Origin of the sequence: Microvirgula aerodenitrificans DSM 15089 (assembly GCF_000620105.1) — a bacterium.
GTDB classification, from domain to species: Bacteria; Pseudomonadota; Gammaproteobacteria; order Burkholderiales; family Aquaspirillaceae; genus Microvirgula; species Microvirgula aerodenitrificans.
In genome coordinates this window covers 68,017-90,462 of the sequence record NZ_JHVK01000004.1, presented here as the reverse complement: position 1 = coordinate 90,462, position 22,446 = coordinate 68,017, and the positions used below count along the sequence as shown (strand labels likewise).

21 protein-coding genes are annotated in these 22,446 nt (G+C 65.8%); 11 read left to right on the top strand and 10 right to left on the bottom strand.

The window, feature by feature from the left end:
* The first annotated feature begins 203 nt into the window (after window positions 1–203).
* The 3 genes from hemA to prfA all read left to right on the top strand — a co-directional run bounded on the left by hemA (window position 204) and on the right by prfA (window position 3,810).
* Window positions 204–1,454 (top strand): glutamyl-tRNA reductase, encoded by a 1,251-nt coding sequence (gene hemA / locus Q352_RS0105875; protein WP_028498534.1) that lies wholly within the window; start codon window positions 204–206, stop codon window positions 1,452–1,454.
* 18 nt (window positions 1,455–1,472) lie between these two features.
* On the top strand, window positions 1,473–2,636 hold the full coding sequence (locus Q352_RS0105870; RefSeq protein ID WP_036385469.1) for a hypothetical protein: 1,164 nt from the start codon (window positions 1,473–1,475) through the stop codon (window positions 2,634–2,636).
* Window positions 2,637–2,733: 97 nt separating this feature from the next.
* Entirely contained in the window at window positions 2,734–3,810 is a 1,077-nt protein-coding gene (gene prfA, locus Q352_RS0105865; protein ID WP_028498532.1) for a peptide chain release factor 1, read from the top strand.
* Between the two features lie 2 nt (window positions 3,811–3,812).
* On the opposite strand, the gene Q352_RS20025 is transcribed toward prfA, so the two are convergent.
* Window positions 3,813–4,217, bottom strand: a complete 405-nt coding sequence (locus tag Q352_RS20025) for a YbaN family protein (protein ID WP_051528741.1) — start codon at window positions 4,215–4,217, stop codon at window positions 3,813–3,815.
* 134 nt (window positions 4,218–4,351) lie between these two features.
* Here Q352_RS20025 and Q352_RS0105855 point away from each other — a divergent pair, with 134 nt between their 5' ends.
* Window positions 4,352–5,185 (top strand): dienelactone hydrolase family protein, encoded by an 834-nt coding sequence (locus tag Q352_RS0105855; protein WP_036385467.1) that lies wholly within the window; start codon window positions 4,352–4,354, stop codon window positions 5,183–5,185.
* A 1-nt stretch (window position 5,186) separates the two neighbouring features.
* On the opposite strand, the gene Q352_RS0105850 is transcribed toward Q352_RS0105855, so the two are convergent.
* Entirely contained in the window at window positions 5,187–6,389 is a 1,203-nt protein-coding gene (locus Q352_RS0105850) for an SAM-dependent methyltransferase (RefSeq protein WP_036385465.1), read from the bottom strand.
* Between the two features lie 347 nt (window positions 6,390–6,736).
* On the opposite strand from Q352_RS0105850, the gene Q352_RS0105845 reads away from it, so the two are divergent.
* Window positions 6,737–7,225 (top strand): universal stress protein, encoded by a 489-nt coding sequence (locus Q352_RS0105845; RefSeq protein WP_028498529.1) that lies wholly within the window; start codon window positions 6,737–6,739, stop codon window positions 7,223–7,225.
* Window positions 7,226–7,284: 59 nt separating this feature from the next.
* Here Q352_RS0105845 and Q352_RS0105840 read toward each other — a convergent pair whose 3' ends face one another.
* Window positions 7,285–8,073, bottom strand: a complete 789-nt coding sequence (locus Q352_RS0105840) for a DeoR/GlpR family DNA-binding transcription regulator (RefSeq protein WP_028498528.1) — start codon at window positions 8,071–8,073, stop codon at window positions 7,285–7,287.
* Between the two features lie 229 nt (window positions 8,074–8,302).
* Between Q352_RS0105840 and glpK the strand changes: the two genes are divergently transcribed.
* Window positions 8,303–9,775, top strand: a complete 1,473-nt coding sequence (gene glpK, locus Q352_RS0105835) for a glycerol kinase GlpK (protein ID WP_028498527.1) — start codon at window positions 8,303–8,305, stop codon at window positions 9,773–9,775.
* A gap of 375 nt (window positions 9,776–10,150) precedes the next feature.
* Window positions 10,151–10,579 carry a GNAT family N-acetyltransferase gene (locus Q352_RS22720; protein ID WP_084299891.1) on the top strand — a complete coding sequence of 143 codons (429 nt, stop codon included), beginning with the start codon at window positions 10,151–10,153 and terminating at the stop codon, window positions 10,577–10,579.
* 55 nt (window positions 10,580–10,634) lie between these two features.
* Here the strand turns inward: Q352_RS22720 and Q352_RS0105830 are convergent, their stop codons facing one another.
* The 4 genes from Q352_RS0105830 to Q352_RS20015 form a co-directional block, all read right to left on the bottom strand.
* Window positions 10,635–11,837, bottom strand: a complete 1,203-nt coding sequence (locus tag Q352_RS0105830; RefSeq protein WP_028498526.1) for a heme biosynthesis HemY N-terminal domain-containing protein — start codon at window positions 11,835–11,837, stop codon at window positions 10,635–10,637.
* Entirely contained in the window at window positions 11,834–12,883 is a 1,050-nt protein-coding gene (locus tag Q352_RS20020) for a uroporphyrinogen-III C-methyltransferase (RefSeq protein WP_051528716.1), read from the bottom strand. Before Q352_RS20020 ends, Q352_RS0105830 begins: the two co-directional genes overlap by 4 nt.
* The gene (locus tag Q352_RS0105820; protein ID WP_028498525.1) at window positions 12,876–13,622 is read right to left on the bottom strand and encodes a uroporphyrinogen-III synthase; all 747 of its coding nucleotides are present in this window, start codon (window positions 13,620–13,622) and stop codon (window positions 12,876–12,878) included. Before Q352_RS0105820 ends, Q352_RS20020 begins: the two co-directional genes overlap by 8 nt.
* A gap of 68 nt (window positions 13,623–13,690) precedes the next feature.
* A complete protein-coding gene (locus tag Q352_RS20015) occupies window positions 13,691–15,421 on the bottom strand; it encodes a DEAD/DEAH box helicase (protein WP_084299889.1) in 1,731 nt (576 codons plus the stop codon).
* Window positions 15,422–15,799: 378 nt separating this feature from the next.
* Here Q352_RS20015 and Q352_RS0105810 point away from each other — a divergent pair, with 378 nt between their 5' ends.
* Genes Q352_RS0105810 through Q352_RS0105795 form a run of 4 tightly spaced genes read left to right on the top strand, consistent with a single transcriptional unit; the run spans window position 15,800 to window position 18,114 of the window.
* Window positions 15,800–16,756, top strand: a complete 957-nt coding sequence (locus Q352_RS0105810; protein WP_028498524.1) for a CsgG/HfaB family protein — start codon at window positions 15,800–15,802, stop codon at window positions 16,754–16,756.
* A 22-nt stretch (window positions 16,757–16,778) separates the two neighbouring features.
* Window positions 16,779–17,087: a hypothetical protein gene (locus Q352_RS0105805; protein ID WP_028498523.1), complete on the top strand. Its 309-nt coding sequence runs from the start codon at window positions 16,779–16,781 to the stop codon at window positions 17,085–17,087.
* Window positions 17,084–17,461 (top strand): DUF4810 domain-containing protein, encoded by a 378-nt coding sequence (locus Q352_RS20010; protein ID WP_036385463.1) that lies wholly within the window; start codon window positions 17,084–17,086, stop codon window positions 17,459–17,461. Before Q352_RS0105805 ends, Q352_RS20010 begins: the two co-directional genes overlap by 4 nt.
* Window positions 17,458–18,114 (top strand): DUF799 domain-containing protein, encoded by a 657-nt coding sequence (locus Q352_RS0105795; protein ID WP_036385461.1) that lies wholly within the window; start codon window positions 17,458–17,460, stop codon window positions 18,112–18,114. Before Q352_RS20010 ends, Q352_RS0105795 begins: the two co-directional genes overlap by 4 nt.
* A gap of 68 nt (window positions 18,115–18,182) precedes the next feature.
* Here Q352_RS0105795 and Q352_RS0105790 read toward each other — a convergent pair whose 3' ends face one another.
* From Q352_RS0105790 to Q352_RS20005, 3 genes are all read right to left on the bottom strand, one after another.
* Window positions 18,183–19,724 (bottom strand): DHA2 family efflux MFS transporter permease subunit, encoded by a 1,542-nt coding sequence (locus tag Q352_RS0105790; RefSeq protein WP_028498521.1) that lies wholly within the window; start codon window positions 19,722–19,724, stop codon window positions 18,183–18,185.
* Between the two features lie 12 nt (window positions 19,725–19,736).
* Window positions 19,737–20,882 (bottom strand): HlyD family secretion protein, encoded by a 1,146-nt coding sequence (locus Q352_RS0105785; protein WP_028498520.1) that lies wholly within the window; start codon window positions 20,880–20,882, stop codon window positions 19,737–19,739.
* 84 nt (window positions 20,883–20,966) lie between these two features.
* Window positions 20,967–22,430: an efflux transporter outer membrane subunit gene (locus Q352_RS20005; protein WP_051528715.1), complete on the bottom strand. Its 1,464-nt coding sequence runs from the start codon at window positions 22,428–22,430 to the stop codon at window positions 20,967–20,969.
* Window positions 22,431–22,446: the final 16 nt, after the last annotated feature.

Below are 22,446 nucleotides of genomic sequence, written 5' to 3'. Positions count from 1 at the left end.
GAAAAATGGGCACGATTCTAACCGATTGTTGCAGCGCGAAAAACTGCATGTGAAAAGCGGTTTCTCCGGCAACGATCAGCGACCGGGTCGATAATGACGTCAGCGCCGGCTGCCGCTGCGCGCTTCGACCGGCATAACCGGCGTGCTTACGCTAGAATGTTTGCCCTTACCCATTCGTCTTCATTCACTCAAGACCAGCGTACATGTCGCTCGTAGCCTTCGGCCTCAATCACCAGACCGCGCCTCTCGCCATCCGCGAGCAGCTCGCCTTCCCGGCCGAGCGGCTGCGGGACGCGCTGTCGGGCATGGTGGGCGCGCACGCAGCGAACGAAGTGGCGATCCTGTCCACCTGTAACCGCACCGAGATCTACTGTAACGCGCCGGATGTGCGCGACACGCTGGCCTGGGTGGCGAACTACCACCAGCTGCCGGTGGACCGGCTGGAGCCGTACCTGTACGTGTACAACACCGAGGCCGCAGCCCGGCACGCGTTCCGCGTGGCGAGCGGGCTGGACTCGATGGTGCTGGGTGAAACGCAGATTCTCGGCCAGATGAAGGACGCCGTGCGCGCAGCGGAAACCGCCGGCAGCCTCGGCACCCTGCTGAACCAGCTGTTCCAGCGTACCTTCGCCGTGGCCAAGGAAGTCCGCAGCCAGACGGCGATCGGGGCGAACTCGGTGTCGATGGCCGCCGCCGCCGTGCGGCTGGCCGAGCAGATTTTCGGCTCGATCCGCGACCTGAACGTACTGTTCATCGGCGCCGGGGAGATGATCGAACTGGTCGCGACCCACTTCGCCGCGCACACGCCGCGCGGCATGACCATCGCCAACCGGACGCTGGAGCGCGGCGAAAAACTCGCACGCCAGTTCGGCGCCCGCGCCGTGGTGCTGAACGACCTGCCGGACATTCTCGCCAATCACGATGTGATCGTGACCTCGACCGCGTCGCCGCTGCCGATTCTCGGCAAGGGCCTGGCCGAGCGCGCAATCAAGCTGCGCCGCCACCGGCCGATGTTCATGCTCGATCTGGCGGTGCCGCGCGACGTCGAGGCCGAAGTCGGCGATCTGGCGGACATTTTCCTCTATACCGTCGACGACATTGCCCAGGTGGTCGAGTCCGGTCGCGAGGAGCGGCGGATGGCGGCGGAAGCCGCCGAGGCCATCATTACCGAGAAAACCCGCGAATTCGTCAGCTGGATCGACAGTCGTCGCGCCGTCCCGGTGGTGCGCGCGCTGCGCGACCATGGCGAGCGGGTCCGCCGGCATGCGCTGGACGCCGCAATGAAGCGGCTGGCCAGGGGTGAATCGCCGGAAGCCGTGCTGGAAGCCCTGTCCAGTCAGCTGGCCAACAAGTTGCTGCATGCCCCGACCACGGCCCTGACCCAGGCCAGTGGCGGCGAGCGTGACCATCTGATCGACACCGTGTCGCGTCTTTACGATCTGCACGCCGACTAGCCCAACCGGTTTCCGCCCATGCCCAAGATTCCCTCGCTCTGGCTTCTCTGCCTGCTGCCCCTGCTGCACGCTCCGGCCATCGCCGCGCCGCTGCTGCTGGAAGGCCGCGTCGGCGATGCGCCAGTGCTGATGGAACTGGACTGGAACGCCCAGAACGAAGTCGAGGGGCGCTATTTCTATCGCAAGTTCCGCAAGGACATCGTGCTGGCCGGCCAGCGCAACGAGGCCAGCGGCGAGCTGAAACTGGTCGAGCAGGCCGGTCGCGAGGCCAGCCGCCGCCAGCCGGCGCTGGTGCTGCATCCGGCCGGCGGCAACCGCTTCCAGGGCCGCTGGCAGGACCATGGCAAGACGCACAAGGTCACGCTGGCACCGGCACGGCTGCCGGACGGCGACCGTGACAGCCCCTATCTGCACCGGCTGCGGGTCCGCTCGCCGTATGACTTCCTGCGCCTGGCCGACCACCAGTTCAACCGGGGCAGCCACGAGCGTTTCATGGGCTACGGCCTGCAGTGGTGGAAGGACCCGTGGAGCGGCAGCAGCATGTTCCAGCTGACTGACGGCTGGTCCGAAGGCGACCGCAAGCGGATCAACCGCCTGCTGATGAACCGGTTGTGGCAGAGTGTCGGCAACTATTACGAATGCCAGCTTGGCGGCGCGCGCAGCCACGGTGGCGAGATGACGCAGAAGGTCACGCCCCGCTTCATCAATCCGGCCGTGCTGAGCCTCAGCGTGTTCAGCCGGTATGATTGCGGCGGCGCGCATCCGGATTTCGCCGACAATCCGATGACGCTCGACGTCGCCAGCGGTCGCGAGCTGGATCTCGAGGACATCCTCTGGCTCGGTCGTGGCAAGCCGGTACGCTATCTGCGTGGCGGCAACGGCCATACCCGCGATTTCGACGCATTCTCCCGCTACCGGGACAAGCAGTTCGCGCCATGGGTGGTCGACCACTTCAAGAGCCTGTATCCGAAAATGATGATGCCGACAGCGAAGGACGACGAATGCAACTACGCCGACCCGTCGGTGTGGCAGTTCGTTTCGTGGTACCTGACGCCGAAGGGCGTGTACCTCGGTCCGTCCTTCCCGCGTGTCGCCCGTGCCTGCGAGTACCCGGACTGGTCCGTGGTGCCGTACCGGCTGGTAAACCGGCATCGTGGTCCCGCCAGGGTCCGCCTGCCCTGAGCCCCCGTTTTCTTCATTCACCTGCCCGATGCCCGCATCGGGCGACGGTCCGCCGCCGGCGGGTCGTCTTTTGCGTTCACTCGCAGCAAACGCCCACATGAAACCTTCCATTGCCGCCAGACTGGCACAGCTTGCCGACCGACTCGATGAAGTGACCGGTCTGCTGGGCGAGCCGTCCGTGACCGACGACATCGACAACTACCGCAAGCTGACGCGCGAACACGCCGAGCTGACCCCGGTGGTTGAGCAGTACCTGGCCTTCTGCCAGGCCGAATCCGACATCGCCACCGCGCGCGAGCTGCTGTCCGATCCGGACATGCGCGAACTGGCCGAGGCCGAACTGGCCGATGCCGACGCGCGGATCGATGCGCTGGAGCGCGAACTGCAACGGCTGTTGCTGCCGAAAGACCCGAACGACGAACGCAACATCTTCCTCGAAGTGCGCGCCGGCACCGGTGGCGACGAGGCCGCCCTGTTTGCCGCCGACCTGTTCCGCATGTACTCGCGTTATGCCGAACGCAACCGCTGGCAGGTCGAGATCGTCAGCGCCAGCGAGAACGACCTTGGCGGCTACAAGGAAGTCATCGCCCGCATTGCCGGTTTCGGCGCCTACTCGCGGCTGAAATTCGAGTCCGGCGGCCACCGCGTGCAGCGGGTGCCGAGCACCGAGACCCAGGGGCGCATCCACACCTCGGCCTGCACGGTGGCGGTGATTCCGGAAGCCGACGAGCTGGAAGAAGTGAACCTGAATCCGGCCGATCTGCGCATCGATACCTATCGCGCCAGCGGCGCCGGCGGCCAGCACATCAACAAGACCGACTCCGCCGTTCGCGTTACCCACTTGCCGACCGGCATCGTCGCCGAGTGCCAGGACGACCGGTCGCAGCACAAGAACAAGGCGCGGGCGCTGGCCGTGCTGGCGGCCCGCATCGCCGACGTGCAGCGGCGCGCGCAACAGCAGAAGGAAGCCGCCGAGCGCAAGAGCCTGATCGGCTCCGGCGATCGCAGCGAACGCATTCGTACCTACAACTTCCCGCAGGGCCGGGTGACCGACCACCGCATCAACCTGACGCTGTACAAGCTCGATCAGGTAATGGATGGCGATCTGTCCGAACTGACCGACGCGCTGACCGCCGAGCACCAGGCCGAACTGCTGGCCGCACTGGGCGAATGACGTCAGTCATTTCGGCCGACAGCGGCGCCGGCCTGTGCCGGCGCCGCTGTCGTTTCCGGCAGGCGCCATAGCCAGCCACCGACCACGAGCCAGGTAAGCAGCAGCATCAGCACCAGCCACGGGCGCTGCTGGACGATCCACATCGACGTCCACATCGATGCCGTCATCAGCAGCAGCCCGAGCCGCTTGGCGCGGCGCGGCAGCGCGCGCCGGGTTTCCCAGGCGATGACGATCGGGCCGAAAGTGCGGTGACCGAGCAGCCAGCGATGGAAACGCGGCGAGGCACGCGCCCAGCAGGCGGCGGTCAGCAGCACGAACGGCGTGGTCGGCAGCAGCGGCAGGAAAATGCCGAGGATGCCGAGGGCGAGGCTCAGCCCGCCCACAAGCATCAGCAGCGGGCGCAGCAGGTGTCGGGATGAAACGGGAAGCGGTCGCACGCCGTCTTTCTACCTTGGCCGGTGCGGACCGGCAAGCCGGGCTTGACGTACGCCGGCCGGAAGGCGATACCGGAAACATTGCCTGCCGCCGTGGAGTGCCCGTCATGCCCCCCTTTTCCCGTCGTGATTTCCTGACCACGCTGGCCGCCGGCGGTTTTGCGCTGGCCGTGCAGCCGGTTGCGCAGGCCACGGTCATCACCACACCGTCGGACGGACTGGTTGCCGGACTGGTCACGATACCGGCGGCCGATGGCGTCGCGCTGCCGGCCTACCGCGCCATGCCGACCGGTCCCGGTCCGTGGCCGGTCGTGCTGGTGGTACAGGAAATTTTCGGCATTCACGCCCATATCCAGGATATCTGCCGCCGACTGGCCCGGCTCGGCTACTGCGCGGTGGCGCCGGCACTGTATTTTCGCCAGGGGGATGTGTCGCGGATCAGTGACATCGCGACCATCATGGACACGGTGGTGAGCCGGGTGCCGGATGCGCAGGTGCTGTCCGATCTCGACGCGGCGCTGGCCTGGGCCGCGGCCCACAGCCATGGCGATACCGGTCGTGCGGCCATTACCGGGTTCTGCTGGGGCGGGCGCATCGCCTGGCTGTATGCGGCACACCGGCCGACGCTGAAGGCCGCTGCCGCCTGGTATGGCCGGCTGGTCGGTGAGCACACGGCGCTGACGCCGCAGCAACCGGTCGATATCGGCGCCGGGCTCAGGGTGCCGGTGCTTGGCCTGTATGGCGGGGCCGACAGCGGGATTCCGCTCGATACTGTCGAGCGCATGCGTGCGGAAATCGGTGCCAGCGGTAGCGAAATCGTCATCTATGCCGATGCGCCGCATGCCTTTTTTGCCGACTATCGGGCCAGTTACCGGGAAAGCGCCGCCACGGATGGCTGGCGCCGCATGCTGGAGTGGTTCCGTCGCCATGGCGTGGCCTGAGCTACCACAGCACCGGCTCCCCGCCGTTGTACAGATGCGCCTGATGGCGCGGCGGATGTGCGGCCAGTCCGCGCGAGAACAGGAATTGGCCCAGATCCAGCCCGCCACCACGGAATGACGCCTCGCTGCCGCGCAGGTACAGCGTCCACATGCGCACGAAGCGTTCATCGAAACGGGCACGGACTGCGTCCAGATGGCGGTCGAAATTGGCGCGCCAGTGCGCCAGGGTGGCGGCGTAGTGCAGGCGCAGGCTTTCCTGCGTCAGCAGGAAGAAGCCGGTTTTTGCGGCGGTATCGGCCAGCCGCGGCAGGTACGGGATCTCGCCACCGGGAAAAATGTACTTCTCGACCCAGCGGTTGGTGTTGCCATCGTCGGTATGGCCGACGATGGTATGCAGCAGAAACAGGCCGCCCGGTTCGAGCACATCGGCGACACGGGCGAAATAGCGGGCGGCATGCCGTTCACCGACATGCTCGTACATGCCGACGCTGACCGCCTTGTCGAAACGGTCGCTGGCACCGGACAGGTCGAGGTAATCCATCTGCCGGATCTCGATCCGGTCCGACAGACCGGCTTTGGCAAGGCGTGCGCGGCCGGCGTCGGCCTGTTCCGCAGACAGGGTCAGGCCGACGCCGCAGATGCCGTGGCGCTGGGCCGCGCGGATCAGCAGGGCGCCCCAGCCGCAGCCGACGTCCAGCAGTCGTTCGCCCGGTTTCAGACACAGTTTGGCGAGGATATGGTCGATCTTGGCCTGCTGTGCCTGCTCCAGCGTCATGTCCGCTGTGGCGAAATACGCACACGAGTAGTTCATGTCCGGATCGAGCCACATGCGGTAGAAATCGTTGCCGATATCGTAATGATGGGCGATGTTTTCCTTCTGCCTCGCCCGCAGCCGCAACCGGTCGAGCGTGCGTGCCACACCGGCCACCCGCGCCAGCGGGCCGTCCAGTATCTGCCGGTTGCTGTTGATCAGCCCCAGCATGGCATCCCAGTCACCATCGAAGTCGAGCACGCCATCCATATAGGCTTCGCCCAGCGATACCATGGGATCTTCGGCGTTGAAGGCCGGTTCGGCATGGAAATTCAGGCTGAACGCAGGCTCGTCCCCGCCGTAGCGGCGGACATCACCGTCCCACCATTTCACCTGGAAGCCGGGGCCGGTCAGCCGTGCCAGAACGGCTGCGAGTGTGGACTTGGTCAACATGGCAGTCTCCTTTTCCTGCTCAAGCCGGAGGACAACGATTCGATGGTCACTTGAGCATAGTCACGGTTGGCGCTTGCTTCACGTCAAATCGTTTGCCGAATATGACAGCTGCCGTCGCGGCGGGCCGGGGGATTGCGTTATCCTCATTGCCATCATTCCCGCACGTATCGGTTTCCCTGCCGTTAATGAACCGGCCGTGACAGCGGTTGCCGGGCCCGGTCGGCCGGCAGGGGGAGAGAAGGTGTTTTCGCCTGCGGCCGGTGCAGCCCCATCATGGGAAAATGATGTGGAGACAGGGCATCGGGCCGTGCCGGCGTCCAGTCATCGTGAAAATCCAAGGAGTCCTCATGTACCAGCACATCGTTGCGTCGATCGACGAGAGCAACAACGCGTCGCAAGCGCTCGAACAGGCCATCGCAGTGGCGAAACTGGCAGGTGCGCAACTGCACCTGGTGCATATCGTCAATCTGTTCGAACTGGCACTGGAAGAAGTGGTGCTGGCTGACAAGGCCAAGCTGGCCGAACTGGCTCACCGTCACGGCGAGGCGCGGCTGGAAGGGGCCGCTGCGCAGGCTCGCGCCGCCGGTCTGGAACCGTCGCTGTTCATCGCCGAGTGCTGGGGTGGTGGCGATGAAATCGCCGACGGGCTGCTGAACTATGCGCGCAGCGTGCCGGCCGATCTGCTGGTGCTGGGCACGCATGGCCGCAGCGGACTGATGCACATGATGCTTGGCAGTGTGGCCGAGTCGGTCATGCGTCAGGCCGACATGCCGCTGCTGGTGGTGCGTTCGGAAACCAGCGAGCACACGCCGGGCAAGCGCCGTCCGGTGCTGTAAGCGGACAGCAGAACGCCGGGCATGGCCCGGCGTTCTGCTGTCCGCAATGCGCGGGGGACTTATCCGCGCACGGGAGCCGGCTGACCTTCGACCACGAACAGGCGCACGCTGTTCTCGTTCAGATGCGGCATCAGCTCGGCCGGCGGCTCGTCGTCGGTGAACAGTGCGTTCATCTCGCCGATATGGCATACCTTCATCATCGCGTTGCGGCCGAACTTGCTCGAGTCGACGACCAGGAAGCGCTGACGGGCATTGTTCATCATGGCCTTGGTCGCGCGGACTTCGCGATAGTCGTAGTCGAGCAGCGTGCCGTCGTTGTCGATGCCGTTGGCACCCATGATCACGTAGTCGACCTTGAACTGCTCGATCATGTCGACCGGCGCCATGCCGGTCAGCCCGCCATCCTTGCTGCGCACCACGCCACCGGTAATGATGACTTCGAAGTCGGGGCGGCGGGTAATGATGGTGGCGATATTCAGGTTGTTGGTGATGACGCGCAGGTGCTGGTGATTGATGATCAGCTCGCGTGCGACAGCCTCTATCGTGGTGCCGATGCTCATGAACAGCGAACAGTCGTCCGGCACGTGCTCGGCGACCAGCTTGGCGATCCGGGTCTTTTCGGCCTGGTTCTTGACCTTGCGGGTCGCGTATTCCTCGTTTTCGACGCTGGGCCCGAGGGCGGCACCACCGTGGAAACGGCGCAGCAGGTTTTCTTCGGACAGGGTATTGATGTCGCGGCGGATGGTTTGCGGCGTGACATCGAGCAGACGGGCGAGTTCCTCGATCGGCATGAACCCGCTGGCCCGTACCAGCTTCAGGATCTGTTCATGACGCGGCAGGCGATTCATCTGGCTGGGATCTTGTGTTGCGTTTGGATCACATGTTTTTAGCATGATTGACAGGGGTGCGCAAACGAAAGCATCCGCACCATTGCCCTGCGTTCCGGTTCGGAATCGAAACAGGGCGCCAGGAAAAAACCGACAGACGGCGGCAATGGCGAGGTTTGACATAAAATGACCGACGTCCATTTCTCCACCCGGATCGGGCCTTCGCCCATCCCTGCCTGCGGCCCGAAAAATGCCTGAATACCTGCTGGCCATCGACCAGGGCACGACCAGTTCGCGTGCCATTGCCTTCACCCGCGACGGCCACGCCGCTGCCAGCAGCGGGCGGGAGCTGCCGCAGATCTATCCGGCCTCAGGCTGGGTCGAACACGACCCGGAGCGGATCTGGGACGATGTGCGCCACTGCGTGCGCGAAACCCTGTCGCAACTGGAGGACGGCAGTCGCATTGCCGCCATCGGCGTGACCAACCAGCGCGAAACCACCGTACTGTGGGATCGCCGCAGCGGCCGCCCGCTGCACAACGCCATCGTCTGGCAGGACCGGCGTACCGCCGCCGACTGCGAGGCGCTGGCCGAACACGAGGACAGGATCGCCGAGCGCACCGGCCTGCTGCTCGACCCGTATTTTTCCGCGACCAAGCTGGCATGGCTGCTGAAAACCGTGCCCGGCGCCCGTGCGGCGGCCGAGGCCGGCGAACTGGCGTTCGGCACCATCGACAGCTTTCTGCTGTGGCGGCTGACCGAGGGCCGCGTCCACGCGACCGACGCCAGCAATGCCGCCCGTACCCTGCTGTTCAATATCCATACCCAGCAGTGGGACGACGAACTGCTGGCGCTGTTCGACATCCCGCGCTCGCTGCTGCCCGAGGTGCGCGATTCGGCAACCGATTTCGGCCAGACGCGGCTGTTTGGCGACCTGATGCCGATTACCGGCATGGCCGGCGACCAGCAGGCCGCCACGGTCGGCCAGGCGTGCTTCGAGCCGGGCATGGTCAAGTCCACCTACGGCACCGGCTGCTTCATGGTGATGAATACCGGCAGCCTGGCCCTGCGTTCCCGCCACCGGCTGCTGACCACCGTGGCCTACCGGCTGGACGGCGTGCCGACCTACGCGGTCGAGGGCAGCATCTTTATCGCCGGGGCGGCGGTGCAATGGCTGCGCGATGCGCTGAAGCTGATCGAGCACGCCGGCGATACCGAAGGCCTGGCGCGGCAGGTCGACTCGACCGGCGGCGTCTATCTGGTGCCGGCCTTCACCGGCCTGGGCGCGCCGTACTGGGACCCGCTGGCGCGTGGCGCCATTACCGGCCTGACGCGGGATTCCGGCATCAGCCATATCGTGCGTGCGGCGCTGGAATCGGTCTGCTACCAGAGTCGTGACCTGCTCGATGCGATGCGCGCCGATGGCGCCAGCCCGGCATCGATCCGCGTCGATGGCGGCATGGTCGCCAATGACTGGCTGATGCAGTTTCTGGCCGACATGCTCGGCGTGGATGTCGAACGCCCGGGTACCAGCGAAACTACGGCCCTGGGCGCTGCGTGGCTGGCCGGGCTCGGCTGCGGCTGGTACCGCGACCTGGCCGAGCTGTCGGCGCTGTGGCGGCGCCAGGCCCGCTTCGTTCCGGCCATGGCCGAGGACCGGCGCGCGACGCTGTACGCCGGCTGGCTGAAGGCGGTGGCGAAGACGCGGGATACGGATGGTTGATGAGCTGCAGGCGTTTGTCTCTCCTGACGGGGCATCGCCAGCGACCGTGCCTTAACCCCTCTGTTTTTGTGTTCAGATCCTCCTGCGTTGCATTTCGGCTACAGCGGGAATCTGCCCTTGCCGAGCAAAATCCGGCCTGTCTGATTCCTGAGGACGGGGAGTCATGATGCCCATTTGTTTTTTCTGAAAGCAGAACGATAGGATGGTTCGTCACCCAGGCTGCGCGAAAGAGATATTCGCCGTGGTCAATCAGTTTTTTGTCGGTGGCATTGGAAATGGATCAGCAAGTGAATACCGGTGTGCCTCAGCAAAAGTGGCTGAAGACAGCCATTGTCATGCAGCACACATGATGATTTTCTTTATGGCGGGTAAACCATGCATAAATTCAAAATCACTTTTGAAAAAAATGGTCTGAAAAGCAGAGAGCTTGCAGCCGTGCTCGAAAGTGCAGGATTTGGCTCTGCTGAGAAATACTTGGGCGTGGCAGAATTTTCCAGGAAATTTTTTCCACCTGGCACCGTTGGTGTTTTTGCTTTTGATGCAGAAAGTCAAAAGCTTGTCGGATTTGCTCGCGCATTTACTGATGAAATTTTCACTACATACATCAGTGAGGTCTGCGTCTGCCCGCGCTACCAGAAAAGGGGAATCGGGACGGATCTGGTAAAAGAACTAAAACAGCGCTTCTCGCAGACTGCAATTTTTGCCGAGGCATTCGAAGGCAATACTTCAATATTCAACAGTAATCATATTGTACAGAAAGAAAAGCTGGTGGTTTGCAGCCGTGCGCCATGCATGACTGCTTGAAAATGAGAACAGGCCGGCATATGCCGGCCTGTTCTCATTCAGACGTGTTCCCGGCTCAGCCGGCTTGTGCCAGTGCCAGTCGCACGCATTCGTCGAAGTGGCGACGGGCCTCTTCATCGCGGTCGAGGCGCTTGAACAGCTTGGCCAGTTCGGCATGCGTCGCCAGAGCCGGGTCCAGCGTGGCGCTGGCTTCCAGATAGCCCTGTGCCTTGCCCCAGAGCTTCTGGGCGACGGCCAGCCGGCCCAGCGTCAGCAGCAGGCGCGGATCGCGGCGTTCGGTTTCCAGCCACTTTTCTGCCCGCTTGGCCAGCGCCAGACGGCCCTCGTCGTCGAGGTCGGCAACGTAGCGGCCCAGTTCCCCGGCCAGTTCGCTGGAATAGCTGGCATCCAGGCGCCGGGTCAGGAAATCGACCGCCATCGGCGTGTCGCCGAGTTCATGCGCGTGCTGGGCGGCGGCGATGCGCAACTCGTCATTCTCGCGCTCCTGCGCCGGAATCTTGCTCCACCAGCGCTTGAGTTCCTCGGCGTCGATCAGGCCACCCATCTGCTGGCGCCAGGCGGCCAGCCGGTAGCGGCGTGCCTGTTCCGGGCTGATGGCCTCGGCCTTCAGCAGTTTCTCGGTCAGGGCCAGCACGGCATCCGGCGCGCCCTGGGCCAGGCTCAGCCGCAGTTCGAGCCGCAATGCGGCGGTCAGGTTCGGCGACAGCTGGCGCGCGCGGTCGATGACGGCGCGAGCCGCGACGTACTGCTTGTCCTCCAGCAGAAATTCGGCGGCGCTGACGCAGCGGGCCAGTTCGGCCGCCTCGCCCTCGTTCTCCAGCCGGACCAGGTAGCTGTCGCGCTTGCCGGCATCCTTGACCGCATGGGCGGCACGGGCCGCGACCAGCAGGGCAATGGCGCGATTCTGCGCGTCGCTCTCGTTGTCGACCGACTTGATCGCCTCGCGTTCGGCCTTCTGGTAGCGGCCTTCGAACAGCGACAGCGTCGCATCGCGCAGCGCGTGGCGCGCCGCGTCGAGTTTTTTCTGGCGCTGGAAGCGCTTGACCCGTTCCGGCAGCGACAGCGCAATGCTCAGCGCACGCAGGATCAGGTAGGTTGCGATCACTGCCGCCAGCAGCAGGACCACCATCAGGTTCAGCGACAGCTCCACCCGGTACGGCGGCAGGATCAGGATCGCGTAACCCTTACTGACTTCAGCGAACAGCGCAAAGCCGACAGCGATGGCAAACAGGCCGACCAGCCACAACACCCACTTCATGACGCGCTCCCCGGCTTGGCCAGCGGCGTCAGCAGCGCCCGTGCCGCCTTCAGGCTGGCATCAAGACTGGGAATATCGGTGCTGACCGGGCTGCTGGCGACATTGTCGAGCAGTTGCAGCCATTGCGCCGTCTGCTGGGTCTGGGTGTCGAAGTAGCGGCGCGCGTAGTCCTGCGCCTGGCCCAGATCGGTCGTGTAGCCCTGCGAGTCACGCTGCAGCAGGGCCAGACGGGCATCGAGCAGGCGCAGCTTGAGGTTTTCGCGCAGGAAGAACGCCTGTTCTGGCGACAGCAGCAGCGCATCCGGCTTGTCCATGTTCTGGATGCGGATCAGACCGGTAAAGCCGTTCCACAGCTCGCGGGTGATTTCACGCCAGCGGCTGGTGGCCGGTGCCGTCGCGGGCGGCGTGGCGGCCTTGCCGTTCGCCGCCGTTTCCACCACGCGGTGGCCGTCGACGACCAGCGGCAGGGTGTCGACGCCGGAGACCAGCCGGTCCAGCTTGACCGACAGACCGACCACGTCGACATACGGCAGCGCCTTCAGCGCTTCCAGATCGTGGCCGATGCCGCGGCGCAGCGCGATGTATTGCGGCTTGTCCTGGTTGGCCAGGCGGGCGTCGATGTTTTCCAGCGCGGCGATGGCGGCCGGCACATTGCCGGCCAGTTCGAGCTGCTGGCTGGCGATGGTCAGTGCGTGTTCGATTTCAGCCTGCTGCCAGTCTTCCCGGTTCTTGGTCAGCTCGGCGTACATCGACTGCAGCGTCGCGTACTGGCCGGCGGACTCGGCGACGCGCGCCTCGGTCTGGTTCAGGCGGGTGGCGAGCTGGTCGATGGCCTGCTGGCTCTGCGATTGCGCGGCCCGCGCGGAGACGCTCAGGCCGGAGGTTTCCGCCAGCCGTTTGGCCAGGTCGAGCTCGGCGCGATCGAGAACGCGCCGGGTCTCATACCATTGCCAGCCGGAAACCCCGAGCGCGATGAGGGCGACGATCAGCGCGAGGCTGATGCGGCGCGGCGTACGGGTGACGACAGGTACAGAAGATTCAGTCATGCGTGGCAAACCATTCGATCAGCGCGGCGACGATGCCGTCGTCTCCGGCCGAAGTTGTCAGGACATCATGCACGCCAAGCTGGCGCAGGCGGTCGGCCACCCGCTCATGCGGCACGATATGCACGATTGATTGTAACGACGCCCATAGGGCCTCGCCAACCGCGTCGCGCAAGGCATTAGCGATTTCACGGCTGGTCACCACCGCGCCAGCGCGCGGATGGGCCGCGAGCGCGGCCGCCAGCGCGGCGCGATCGACCGGCCGGGGCCGGCGTTCATAAGCGTCAATAGATACCACGCGCGCACCGCGCGCAGCCAGTGTTTCCGTCAGCAGGGGACGTCCGCCACGGCCCTTGACGACAAGAAAGCGCCGATCGTGAAGATCGGCGAGTTCCGGACAGGCGAGCAGGGCTTCGCTGTCATTGCCGTGGGTCGGGAACAGCACCGGCCGGCCGGTCAGTGCCGACAGCGCGCGGGCAGTGCCGGCACCGACGGCAGCCAGTTTCAGCGCCGGTGGCAGTGTCTGCAGCACATCGGCACACACCGAGACGGCCGACGGACTGACGGCGACCAGCCAGTCACAGCCGGCCAGCTCACCGGCCAGCCGGTCAAGCCGGGCCGGGTCGGGCACGATGTCGATGACCGGCAGCGCCAGCGGGACCAGGCCCGCCTGCGCCAGCCGGTCGGTCAGCGCGGCGGACACGGTGTCCGGACGGGTCACGAGTACGAGCGGAGCGGACATGGATTCCGTTCAGAAAGAGACAACGGCCATTCTACCCCGGCGGCATCGCTCCCCGCCCTTGTCTGCGCTCAGCGACCCCGGTTCTTGTTGCCGTGACCGCCGAGCAGCGCGGCGACCGGCTTGCGTGGCGGCTTGCGGTTGCCGCCGTTGTTCAGCACATGGCTCAACAGCACCGGCTGACCGCTGTAGACCGACGGATCGCTTTCCATCGAGTTGCCGGGGGCGGCACGGTCGTTGCGCGACTGCTTGTTGCCGTTGGCTTCGCCACGATTGCTGTCCTGCGGACGGTTGTCGCGCGGCTGGGCATCACGGTCACGCGGTTGCGCGTCGCGGTCACGCGGCTTGCCACCCTTGCCGCCATTGCGGTTGCCCGGTTGCGACGAACGGCCCTCGTGCGGCTTGCCCGGTGCACGCGGCGGGCGGGCGCTGGCTGTTGCCTGGACTTCCGGCTGCTGGCCTGCGGCCTGCTCGCCGGCCGGCTTCTTGGTGCGGCGGCGCTTCTTCCGGGCGGCGCCATCGGCGGATTCGCGCGCGGCGCTGTCCTGGCGGTCGCCTGCGGCCGGGCGTGGCTGGCGCGGCGACGCATTGTGGCGCGGTTGCTGCTGGCGGCCGCGGTTGCCACCCATCGGGATCGGTTCCGGCGGCACGCTCAGGTCGGCCTCGAAACCTTCGATGGTGAAGCGCGGGATCGACTGGCGGGTCAGCTTTTCGATATCGGCCAGGAACTTGATCTCGTCCACGCAGACCAGCGACACGGCGCAGCCGGGGCTGCCGGCGCGGCCGGTACGACCGATGCGGTGCACATAGTCTTCCGGCACGTTCGGCAGTTCGAAGTTGACGACCTGCGGCAACTGGTCGATGTCGAGACCGCGCGCGGCGATATCAGTGGCCACCAGCACCTGCAGCGAGCCGTCCTTGAATTCGGACAGCGCACGGGTACGGGCGCCCTGGCTCTTGTTGCCGTGGATCGCGGCGGCGCGGACGCCATGCTTGTCCAGCGTTTCCGCCAGGCGGTTGGCACCGTGCTTGGTACGGGTGAACACCAGCACCTGCTCCCAGTGACGTTCGCGGATCAGGTGTTCGAGCAGCTCGCGCTTCTTGTCACGGTCGACCAGGTGCACGCTCTGTTCCACCAGCTCGGTGGTGGTGTTCGGCGGCGAGACCTCGATCAGCTTCGGCGACTGCAGCAGGGTATCCGCCAGACGCTTGATCTCGTCGGAGAAGGTTGCCGAGAACAGCAGGTTCTGGCGATGGGCCGGCAGCAGCGCGAGCACCTTGCGGATGTCGCGGATAAAGCCCATGTCCAGCATGCGGTCGGCTTCGTCCAGCACCAGGATTTCGATGCCGGACAGATCGACCGCGCGTTGCGAAATCAGGTCCAGCAGCCGGCCCGGCGTTGCCACCAGGATGTCGACGCGCTTTTTCAGCGCGCTGATCTGCGGATTGATGCCGACACCGCCGAAAATCACCAGCGAGGTCAGGGGCAGGTATTTGCCATAAGTGGCCACCGATTCCTCGACCTGGGCGGCGAGTTCGCGCGTCGGGGTCAGGACCAGCGCGCGCGGCCTGCCGGGCGGGTGCGAGTTGGCGTGGGTGGACGCCAGCAGTTGCAGCAGGGGCAGCGTGAAACCGGCGGTCTTGCCGGTGCCGGTTTGCGCGGCCGCCATCAGGTCTCCGCCTGCGAGCACCTGTGGAATGGCCTCGCGCTGGATCGGGGTGGGTTCGGTATAGCCCTGGTCGGCAACGGCACGCAATAGCGGCTCGGCCAGACGCAGGTCTGCAAACGTCGTTTGGCTCATAGACTTTCCTGCATCCACACCATCAACGCGAGCGCGTGATGCCAATCCGGTGCAGATGTTGTCGGATTTCAGCCGGAGCAGGACGCTCCTGGCAGGGTCTTTTCTAGAAGGATTCCAGCCCGCGGGGACTGGCTCGACGCGGGCTGGCGGATTTTAGCGGTTGTTGGCCCGCCCGTGTAGTGATTCCTGCACGAATTGACCAATGACGGCTTCCCGCCTGTCGGATCATGCCCGTGTTTCACCTCTCTGTGCACGTATTCACAAGCTAATTTGCCCTGTCGCAAAATGCCGACATTCTGACGGCATGGGTTTCACGGGGTCCTGCATGTCATGCCAATATGGCTGCCGTTTTACCTTTTTTCACGAAAAATTTTCCCGATGACCAAAATCCACCTGGCCGTACTGGCTGCCCTGCTGGCAGGGTGCGCCACGCAGAACCCTGTTCCCAAGTCGGTCGAGTTGCCGGTGTCGCCGGTTCGCCAGGCAGAGGCCCAGGCCACCGCTGCCCAGCCGCAGCAGAAGACGCTGAAGCGCAAGCTCGCCATCGGTCGCTTCACCAATGAAACCCGCTACGGCCGCACCTTCGTCACTGACGACAACCTCGATCCGATCGGCAAGCAGGCCTCGGACATGCTGGCCAACCGGCTGGTGGCGTCCAACCGCTTCCTGGTGTTCGAGCGCCAGGACCTGAACAGGATCAAGGCCGAGCAGGCCATCCTGCAGCAGGCCGACCTGGTCGGCGTCGACACGCTGATCCTAGGCTCGGTGACCGAGTTCGGTCGCAGCACCACCGGCAAGTCCGGCTTCCTCAGCGCCACCAAGATCCAGACCGCACGGGCCAAGGTCGAAATCCGCCTGGTCGATGCCCGTACCGGGCATGTGTTCTTCTCGGCCAATGGTGCCGGCGAGGCCAGCACCGAGTCCGGCCAGGTCGCCGGTTTCGGCAGCAAGGCCGATTACGACGGCTCGCTGAATGATCGCGCAATCGGCGCCGCGCTGTCCGATGTGCAGACCGCGCTGATGAACAAGCTCGATGCGCGGCCATGGCGCACCGACATCCTGAAGGTCAGCGGTCGCCAGCTGTATATCAGCGGCGGCGAGCGGCAGGGCCTGCGCGTCGGCGACATGCTCGACGTGATGCACGAGGGCGAGAAGGTCAAGAGCGGCCAGACCGGCTTCCGCATCGCCCTGCCGGGCACGCAGGTGGCCCGGGTCCGCGTGGTGCAGCTGTTCGGCGACAACGACAGCAACGAAGGCGCCGTCGCCGAACTGGTGTCCGGCTCGCTCGGCAAGGCCAGAACCTCGGACCTGTACATCGCTGAATCGCGTCACTGATCCCCGACCTGAAGGAACCCGCATGAAACGGCTTTCCCTGGTGGCCCTGCTGGCGTTGACCGCCTGCGCGCTGCCGCATACCGATGTCCGCACCGCCACGCTTCGTCCGACGCTGAGCGTCGTGGGCGCGCCGGCCCGGGCCCAGTTGTTCGTCGACGGCATCGCTGCCGGCGATGCGTCGCAATACGATGGTGTCCGGCAGACGCTGACGGTCGAGGAAGGACCGCACCAGCTGCGCGTCGCGGCCGATGGCCAGGACCTGTACCGGCAGCAGGTGCTGCTGACCAATGGTGAGCGCCATGTGATCCGGCTGGGAGAGGCTGCCAGATGACCCATCGCCACCTCCTGCTGCCGCTGCTGGCCGCGCTGATGCTGGCCGGCTGCGCCGCCCAGCGCGACAAGTACGCGTGGGGCGAGTATGAAAGCTCGCTGTACAGCTACTACAAGAATCCGGAAAACGCCGCCGCCCTGACACTGGCGCTGCAGAAAACCATCGAAGGCGCAGAAAAGGGCAAGCTGCCGCCGGCGCCCGGCCTGTATGCCGAATACGGCTACCTGCTGATGCAGCAGGGCAAGAAGCAGGAAGCCATTGCCGCATTCGAGAAGGAAAAGCAGCGCTGGCCCGAGTCCGGCAAGCTGATGGACAACATGATCAAGGCGGCTTCGGCCGGCAAGAAACCCGCCAGCCAGGAGAGTGCATCATGATCGCGCGCCGGATCGGAACCGTGCTGGTCGGCCTGATGCTGGCCGTCTCCAGCCTCGCGGCAAGGGCGGAGGACGCCGACAAGCCGTCGGCGGAAAAACTGCGCGAGGCCAACCTGCGCTCGGTGCTGGTGGTGCCGGTGGTCAACCGCAGCGTGGACGTGGATGCGCAGGACTACTTCCTGACCACCATTTCCCGCCCGCTGGCCGAACGCGGCTACTACGTTTTCCCGGTGCATCTGGTCAAGCGGATGATGGAAGACGAGGGCATGGCCGATGCCGACATGGTGCACGGGGCCGACCCGCGCCAGCTGGCCGGCCTGTTTGGCGCCGACAGCGTGCTGTACATCTCGATCGAGCGCTGGGATGCGCGCTATATCGTGCTGTCGACCACGGTCACCGTGGCGCTGGACTATACGCTGAAGAGCGGCCTGACCGGCGAGACGCTGTGGAAGAGCCACCAGCAGCTTGCCTATTCGCCGCAGAACAACAACAGCTCCGGCAATCCGCTGGTGGACCTGGTCGCCATGGCAGTGACTGCAGCCATCGCCAAGGCCTCGCCGAACTACATGCCGCTGGCGCAGCGCGCCAATCAGCAGGCGGTGTATACCGGCGGCCTGCTGCCGGGGCCGTACGACCTGCCGGCAGAAAAGTAGTCATTCAGCAGCAGTAAAAAAAGAACGCTCCGTTTCCGGAGCGTTCTCTGTTTCCGCATACTGGCTGACTAGTGGGCGCCACCGCCGTCGGACGCACTGCCACCGGATGGCCGGCTGGCGAACCAGATGGTGCCGGTCAGGATCAGGAACAGCCCGCCGGCGGCCCAGAAGATCTCGTTCGCACCGATCACGTAACCCTGGCGCACGATTTCGCGCAGCGTGACCCCCAGTGCCTGGCCGTCGGTCAGCCCGGCCAGATGGTAGTCACCCAGCGCTGCATGCCAGGCCGGGTTGTAGGTCGACACGTTCGCGCTCAGGTCGACGTGGTGGACGGCCTCGCGCCGCTCCCAGATCGACGTGATCAGCGAGGTACCGATCGCGCCGGCCTGCACCCGCATGAAGTTCGACAGCGCCGAGGCGCCGGCGATCTGGTTCGGCTTGAGCCCGGACAGGGTGATGGCGGTCAGCGGCATGAAGAAGCATGCGATGCCGATGCCCTGGACGAACTGTGGCCAGACCACATCGGAGAAGGCCATGCCGGGCTCGAAAGTCAGCGCACGCCAGATAAAGGTGAAGGCGAACACCACGAAGCTCAGCGTGGCCAGCCAGCGGAAGTCGATCCGGTTGGAGAACTTGCCGATGATCGGTGACAGGATGACCGGCAGGATGCCGATCGGCGCTGCCGCCAGACCGGCCTGGGTCGCGGTATAGCCGAGGTGTTCCTGCAGCAGCAGCGGCAGCAGCACGATCGAGCCGAAGTACAGCATGTAGCCCAGCGCGGTCGAGACCGAACCGACCAGGAAGTTGCGCTGCCTGAACAGCGACACGTCGACCACCGGGTGGGCGTCGGTCAGCTCCCAGATCACCAGTGCGATCAGCGCCAGCCCGGACACGATGGCCAGGGTGACGATCTCGGTCGAGGCGAACCAGTCGAGATCCTTGCCCTGGTCGAGCATCACCTGCAGCGCGCCGATGCCGAGTGCGAGCAGGATCAGGCCCATGCGGTCGATCGGGATCTCGAAGCGGGCAGTTTCGCGCTCGCGCAGGATCGGCCAGGCCATCCAGCAGGCCAGAATGCCGATCGGCACGTTGATGAAGAAGATCCACGACCAGTGAATGTTGTCCGAGATCCAGCCGCCGAGAATCGGGCCGAAAATCGGCGCGACAATCACCGTCATCGACCACAGCGCCAGCGCCATGCCCTTTTTCTCGTTCGGATAGCAGGACAGCAGCAGGCTCTGCGACAAGGGGATCAGCGGACCGGCCACCGCGCCCTGCAGCACGCGGAAGAAAATCAGCAGTTCCAGGCTCGGCGCGATGCCGCACAGCGCCGAGGTGATGATGAAGCCGATATTGGCCAGCATGAACAGCCGGACTTCACCGAAACGCTTGGCCAGGAAGCCGGTGATCGGAATCGAGATGGCGTTCGCCACCCCGAACGAGGTGATCACCCAGGTCCCCTGGCTGGTGGACGCCCCGAGGTTGCCGGCGATGGTCGGGATCGCCACGTTGGCGATCGTGCTGTCGAGCACCTGCATGAAGGTCGCCAGAGACAGGGCAATGGTGATCAGCCAGCGGGTGCTGCCTTCCAGCGGCGGATGCGGGGTCATGTGACCGCTCCCTTACTTGCCGGCGTTGGCGGCGATGACATCGGCCACCAGCGCGTCGGCATCGGCCAGGTCCTGGGCATAGACCCCGGTGTGCGAGGCCGGACGGGCCGGCGGGGCGTCGGCCAGGATGCGGCCCGATTCGTCACGGGTGTCGATATTCACCGTCATCGACAGGCCGACACGCAGCGGATGCGTTTCCAGTTGCTTCGGGTCCAGCGTCACCCGCACCGGCAGGCGCTGCACGACCTTGATCCAGTTGCCGGTTGCATTCTGCGCCGGCAGCAGCGAGAAGGCGCTGCCGGTGCCGGCCGAGACGCCGGCCACCTTGCCGGTGTATTCGATCTTGCCGCCGTACAGGTCGGCTTCGAGTTTGACCGGCTGGCCGATGCGCACGCGGTCGAGCTGCACTTCCTTGTAGTTGGCATCGACCCAGACGTCACGCAGCGGCACCACGGCCATCATCGGCGTACCGGCGGCCACGCGCTGGCCGACCTGCACCGAGCGGCGGGCGACATAGCCGTCGACCGGCGCCACCACGGTATTGCGCTTGCGCGCCAGGTAGGCTTCCTTCAGCGCAGCGGCAGCCTGGGCCACCTTCGGCTGTTCGGCGATCGGCGAGTCCAGCACCTGGGCGCGGGCCGTGGACCGGTTGCGGTTGGCGACATCGAGGGCGGCGCGGGCGGCGGCGACCGCGTCGCGGGCATGGGCGAGGTCTTCCAGCGTCACCGCGTCGGTGCCGACCAGTTTTTCGCGCCGGGCCAGATCGCCTTCGGCCTTCTGCAGATCGATTTCGCGGGCGGCAACCTGGGCAGCCGCGCTGTCGGCGCTGAAGGTCGCGCCACGGGTCGAGCGCACGGCATCGGCCAGGGCGGCACGGGCGCGCTGGTAGGCGAGTTCGGCATCGGCCGGATCGAGCTTGACCAGCACCTGGCCGGTCTTGACGAAGTCGGTGTCGTCGACCATGACCGTGCTGACCGTGCCGCCGGTCAGCGGGGTGATGGCGACCATGTGACCGGCGACATAGGCATCATCGGTTTCGATGTGATAGCGGCCATGCAGTCCCCAGTAGGCACCATAGGCAACGCCGGCGACGACAACAGCGGCGGCCAGCAGGGTCAGGGCCTGCTTGCGGGACTTCGGTCTGGCTTGTGCGTTCATTTTTCTTTATCTCCGGGCCGGCGTCAGGGACGCCGGCACGCTCGTGTCATTGGGTAGGGTATAGCTGTGGGGGTGTGATCGGGGTCAGGCGCCGAGTGCGCGGGCAGCATCCATGCGTGCCAGCCATTCCTGTGCCAGCGCGTGGCGGGCGCTGCGCTCGCCCTGCAGGCGGGCCAGTTCGGCTTCCAGCGCGTTGCGGACCGGTGCGATGCCGCCGGCGGCACGCGCCCTGGCAATGCTGGCGGCGCGGGCGTTTTCGCCGAGCACGGCATCGGCCTGGCGGCGGGCATCGCTGCTGGCCTGCACCGTCACCATGGCATCGGCGCCATCACGGGCAGCGTTGATCAGGGTGCGGGTGTACTCGGCATTGGCCAGATCGAAACGGGCGGCGCGGCTGCCGAGCTGGGCGCGCAGTGCGCCACCGTCGAAGATCGGCAGCGAGATGGCCGGCATGATGTCGTAGGTGCCGCTGGCTTTTTTCAGCAGATCACTGACATGGCCGGCGGACACGCCGGCAAAGCCGGTCAGCGACACGGTCGGATAGAAGGCGGCGCGGGCAGATTTCACCCCTTCGGCCGCCGCCGTCACGCTGTCGCGGGCGGCCTGCACATCCGGGCGGGCTGCCAGGTGGGCCAGTGTCGGCTGGGCCGGCAGGGCTACTGCGCTGGCGGCGGGCAGCGCGGCCGGCGTCAGTGCGGCAAAGGCATCCGGTCCCTTGCCGGCCAGCGCGGCCAGCGCATGGCGCGCCTTGGCAACGCTCTGGTCGAGACTGGCGATCTCCGCCTTCTTCTGGTCGCGCTGGGCATTGATATTGGCCGCCAGATCGGCCGGCGCGATGCCGGCCGTCACCTGCTGCCGGGTCAGCGCCGCGCGGCGTTCCAGCGCCGCCAGTTCGGCACGGGCCAGATCACGCTGGGTGATGGCGTCGCCAAGCGTCACATACTGTGCGGCCAGGGTATGGGCCAGCAGCCGGTCGGCATCGCGGGCCTCGGCGCGCGCCACTTCGACCTGCGCCTGTGCCGCGCGTTCTTCGGCGGCGAATTGTCCCCACCAGTCGAACACATACTGCACCGACAGGCCGGTCCGGTAGAGCGGATACCACTCGCCACCGAGCGGGGCCGGGAACATCGGGTTGTTCAGCGAGATGCGCTGGCGGTCATAGGCCAGTTGCAGGTCGACATTCGGCCCCTGGGCCGCTTCGGCCAGGCCGGCGGCGGCCATGGCCGAGCGCACGCGGGCGGCGGCGGCGGTCAGTGACGGGCTGGCGGCGCGGGCCTCGGCCAGTGCGGCGGCGAACTGCGGGTCGCGCTGCGCCAGCGCGAGCCAGCCATCCGCTACCGGCGCGGCCTCGACGCCGGCCGGACGGGCCAGCTGCATTTGCGCCGGGTCCGGCGTGGTGGTCTGCGGCGCAATGCCGTGCGGTGATGCGCAGCCGGCCAGAATCAGCGCCGCGACCAGCGCGGCCAGGGGCGAAGCGGACCGGGCCGGCTGTCCGTGCCGGGTCCGGGCGTCGCAATGCGGTCGGCCCGCAAGCTGGGATGCACTCATGTGTTCTTTATGTCCT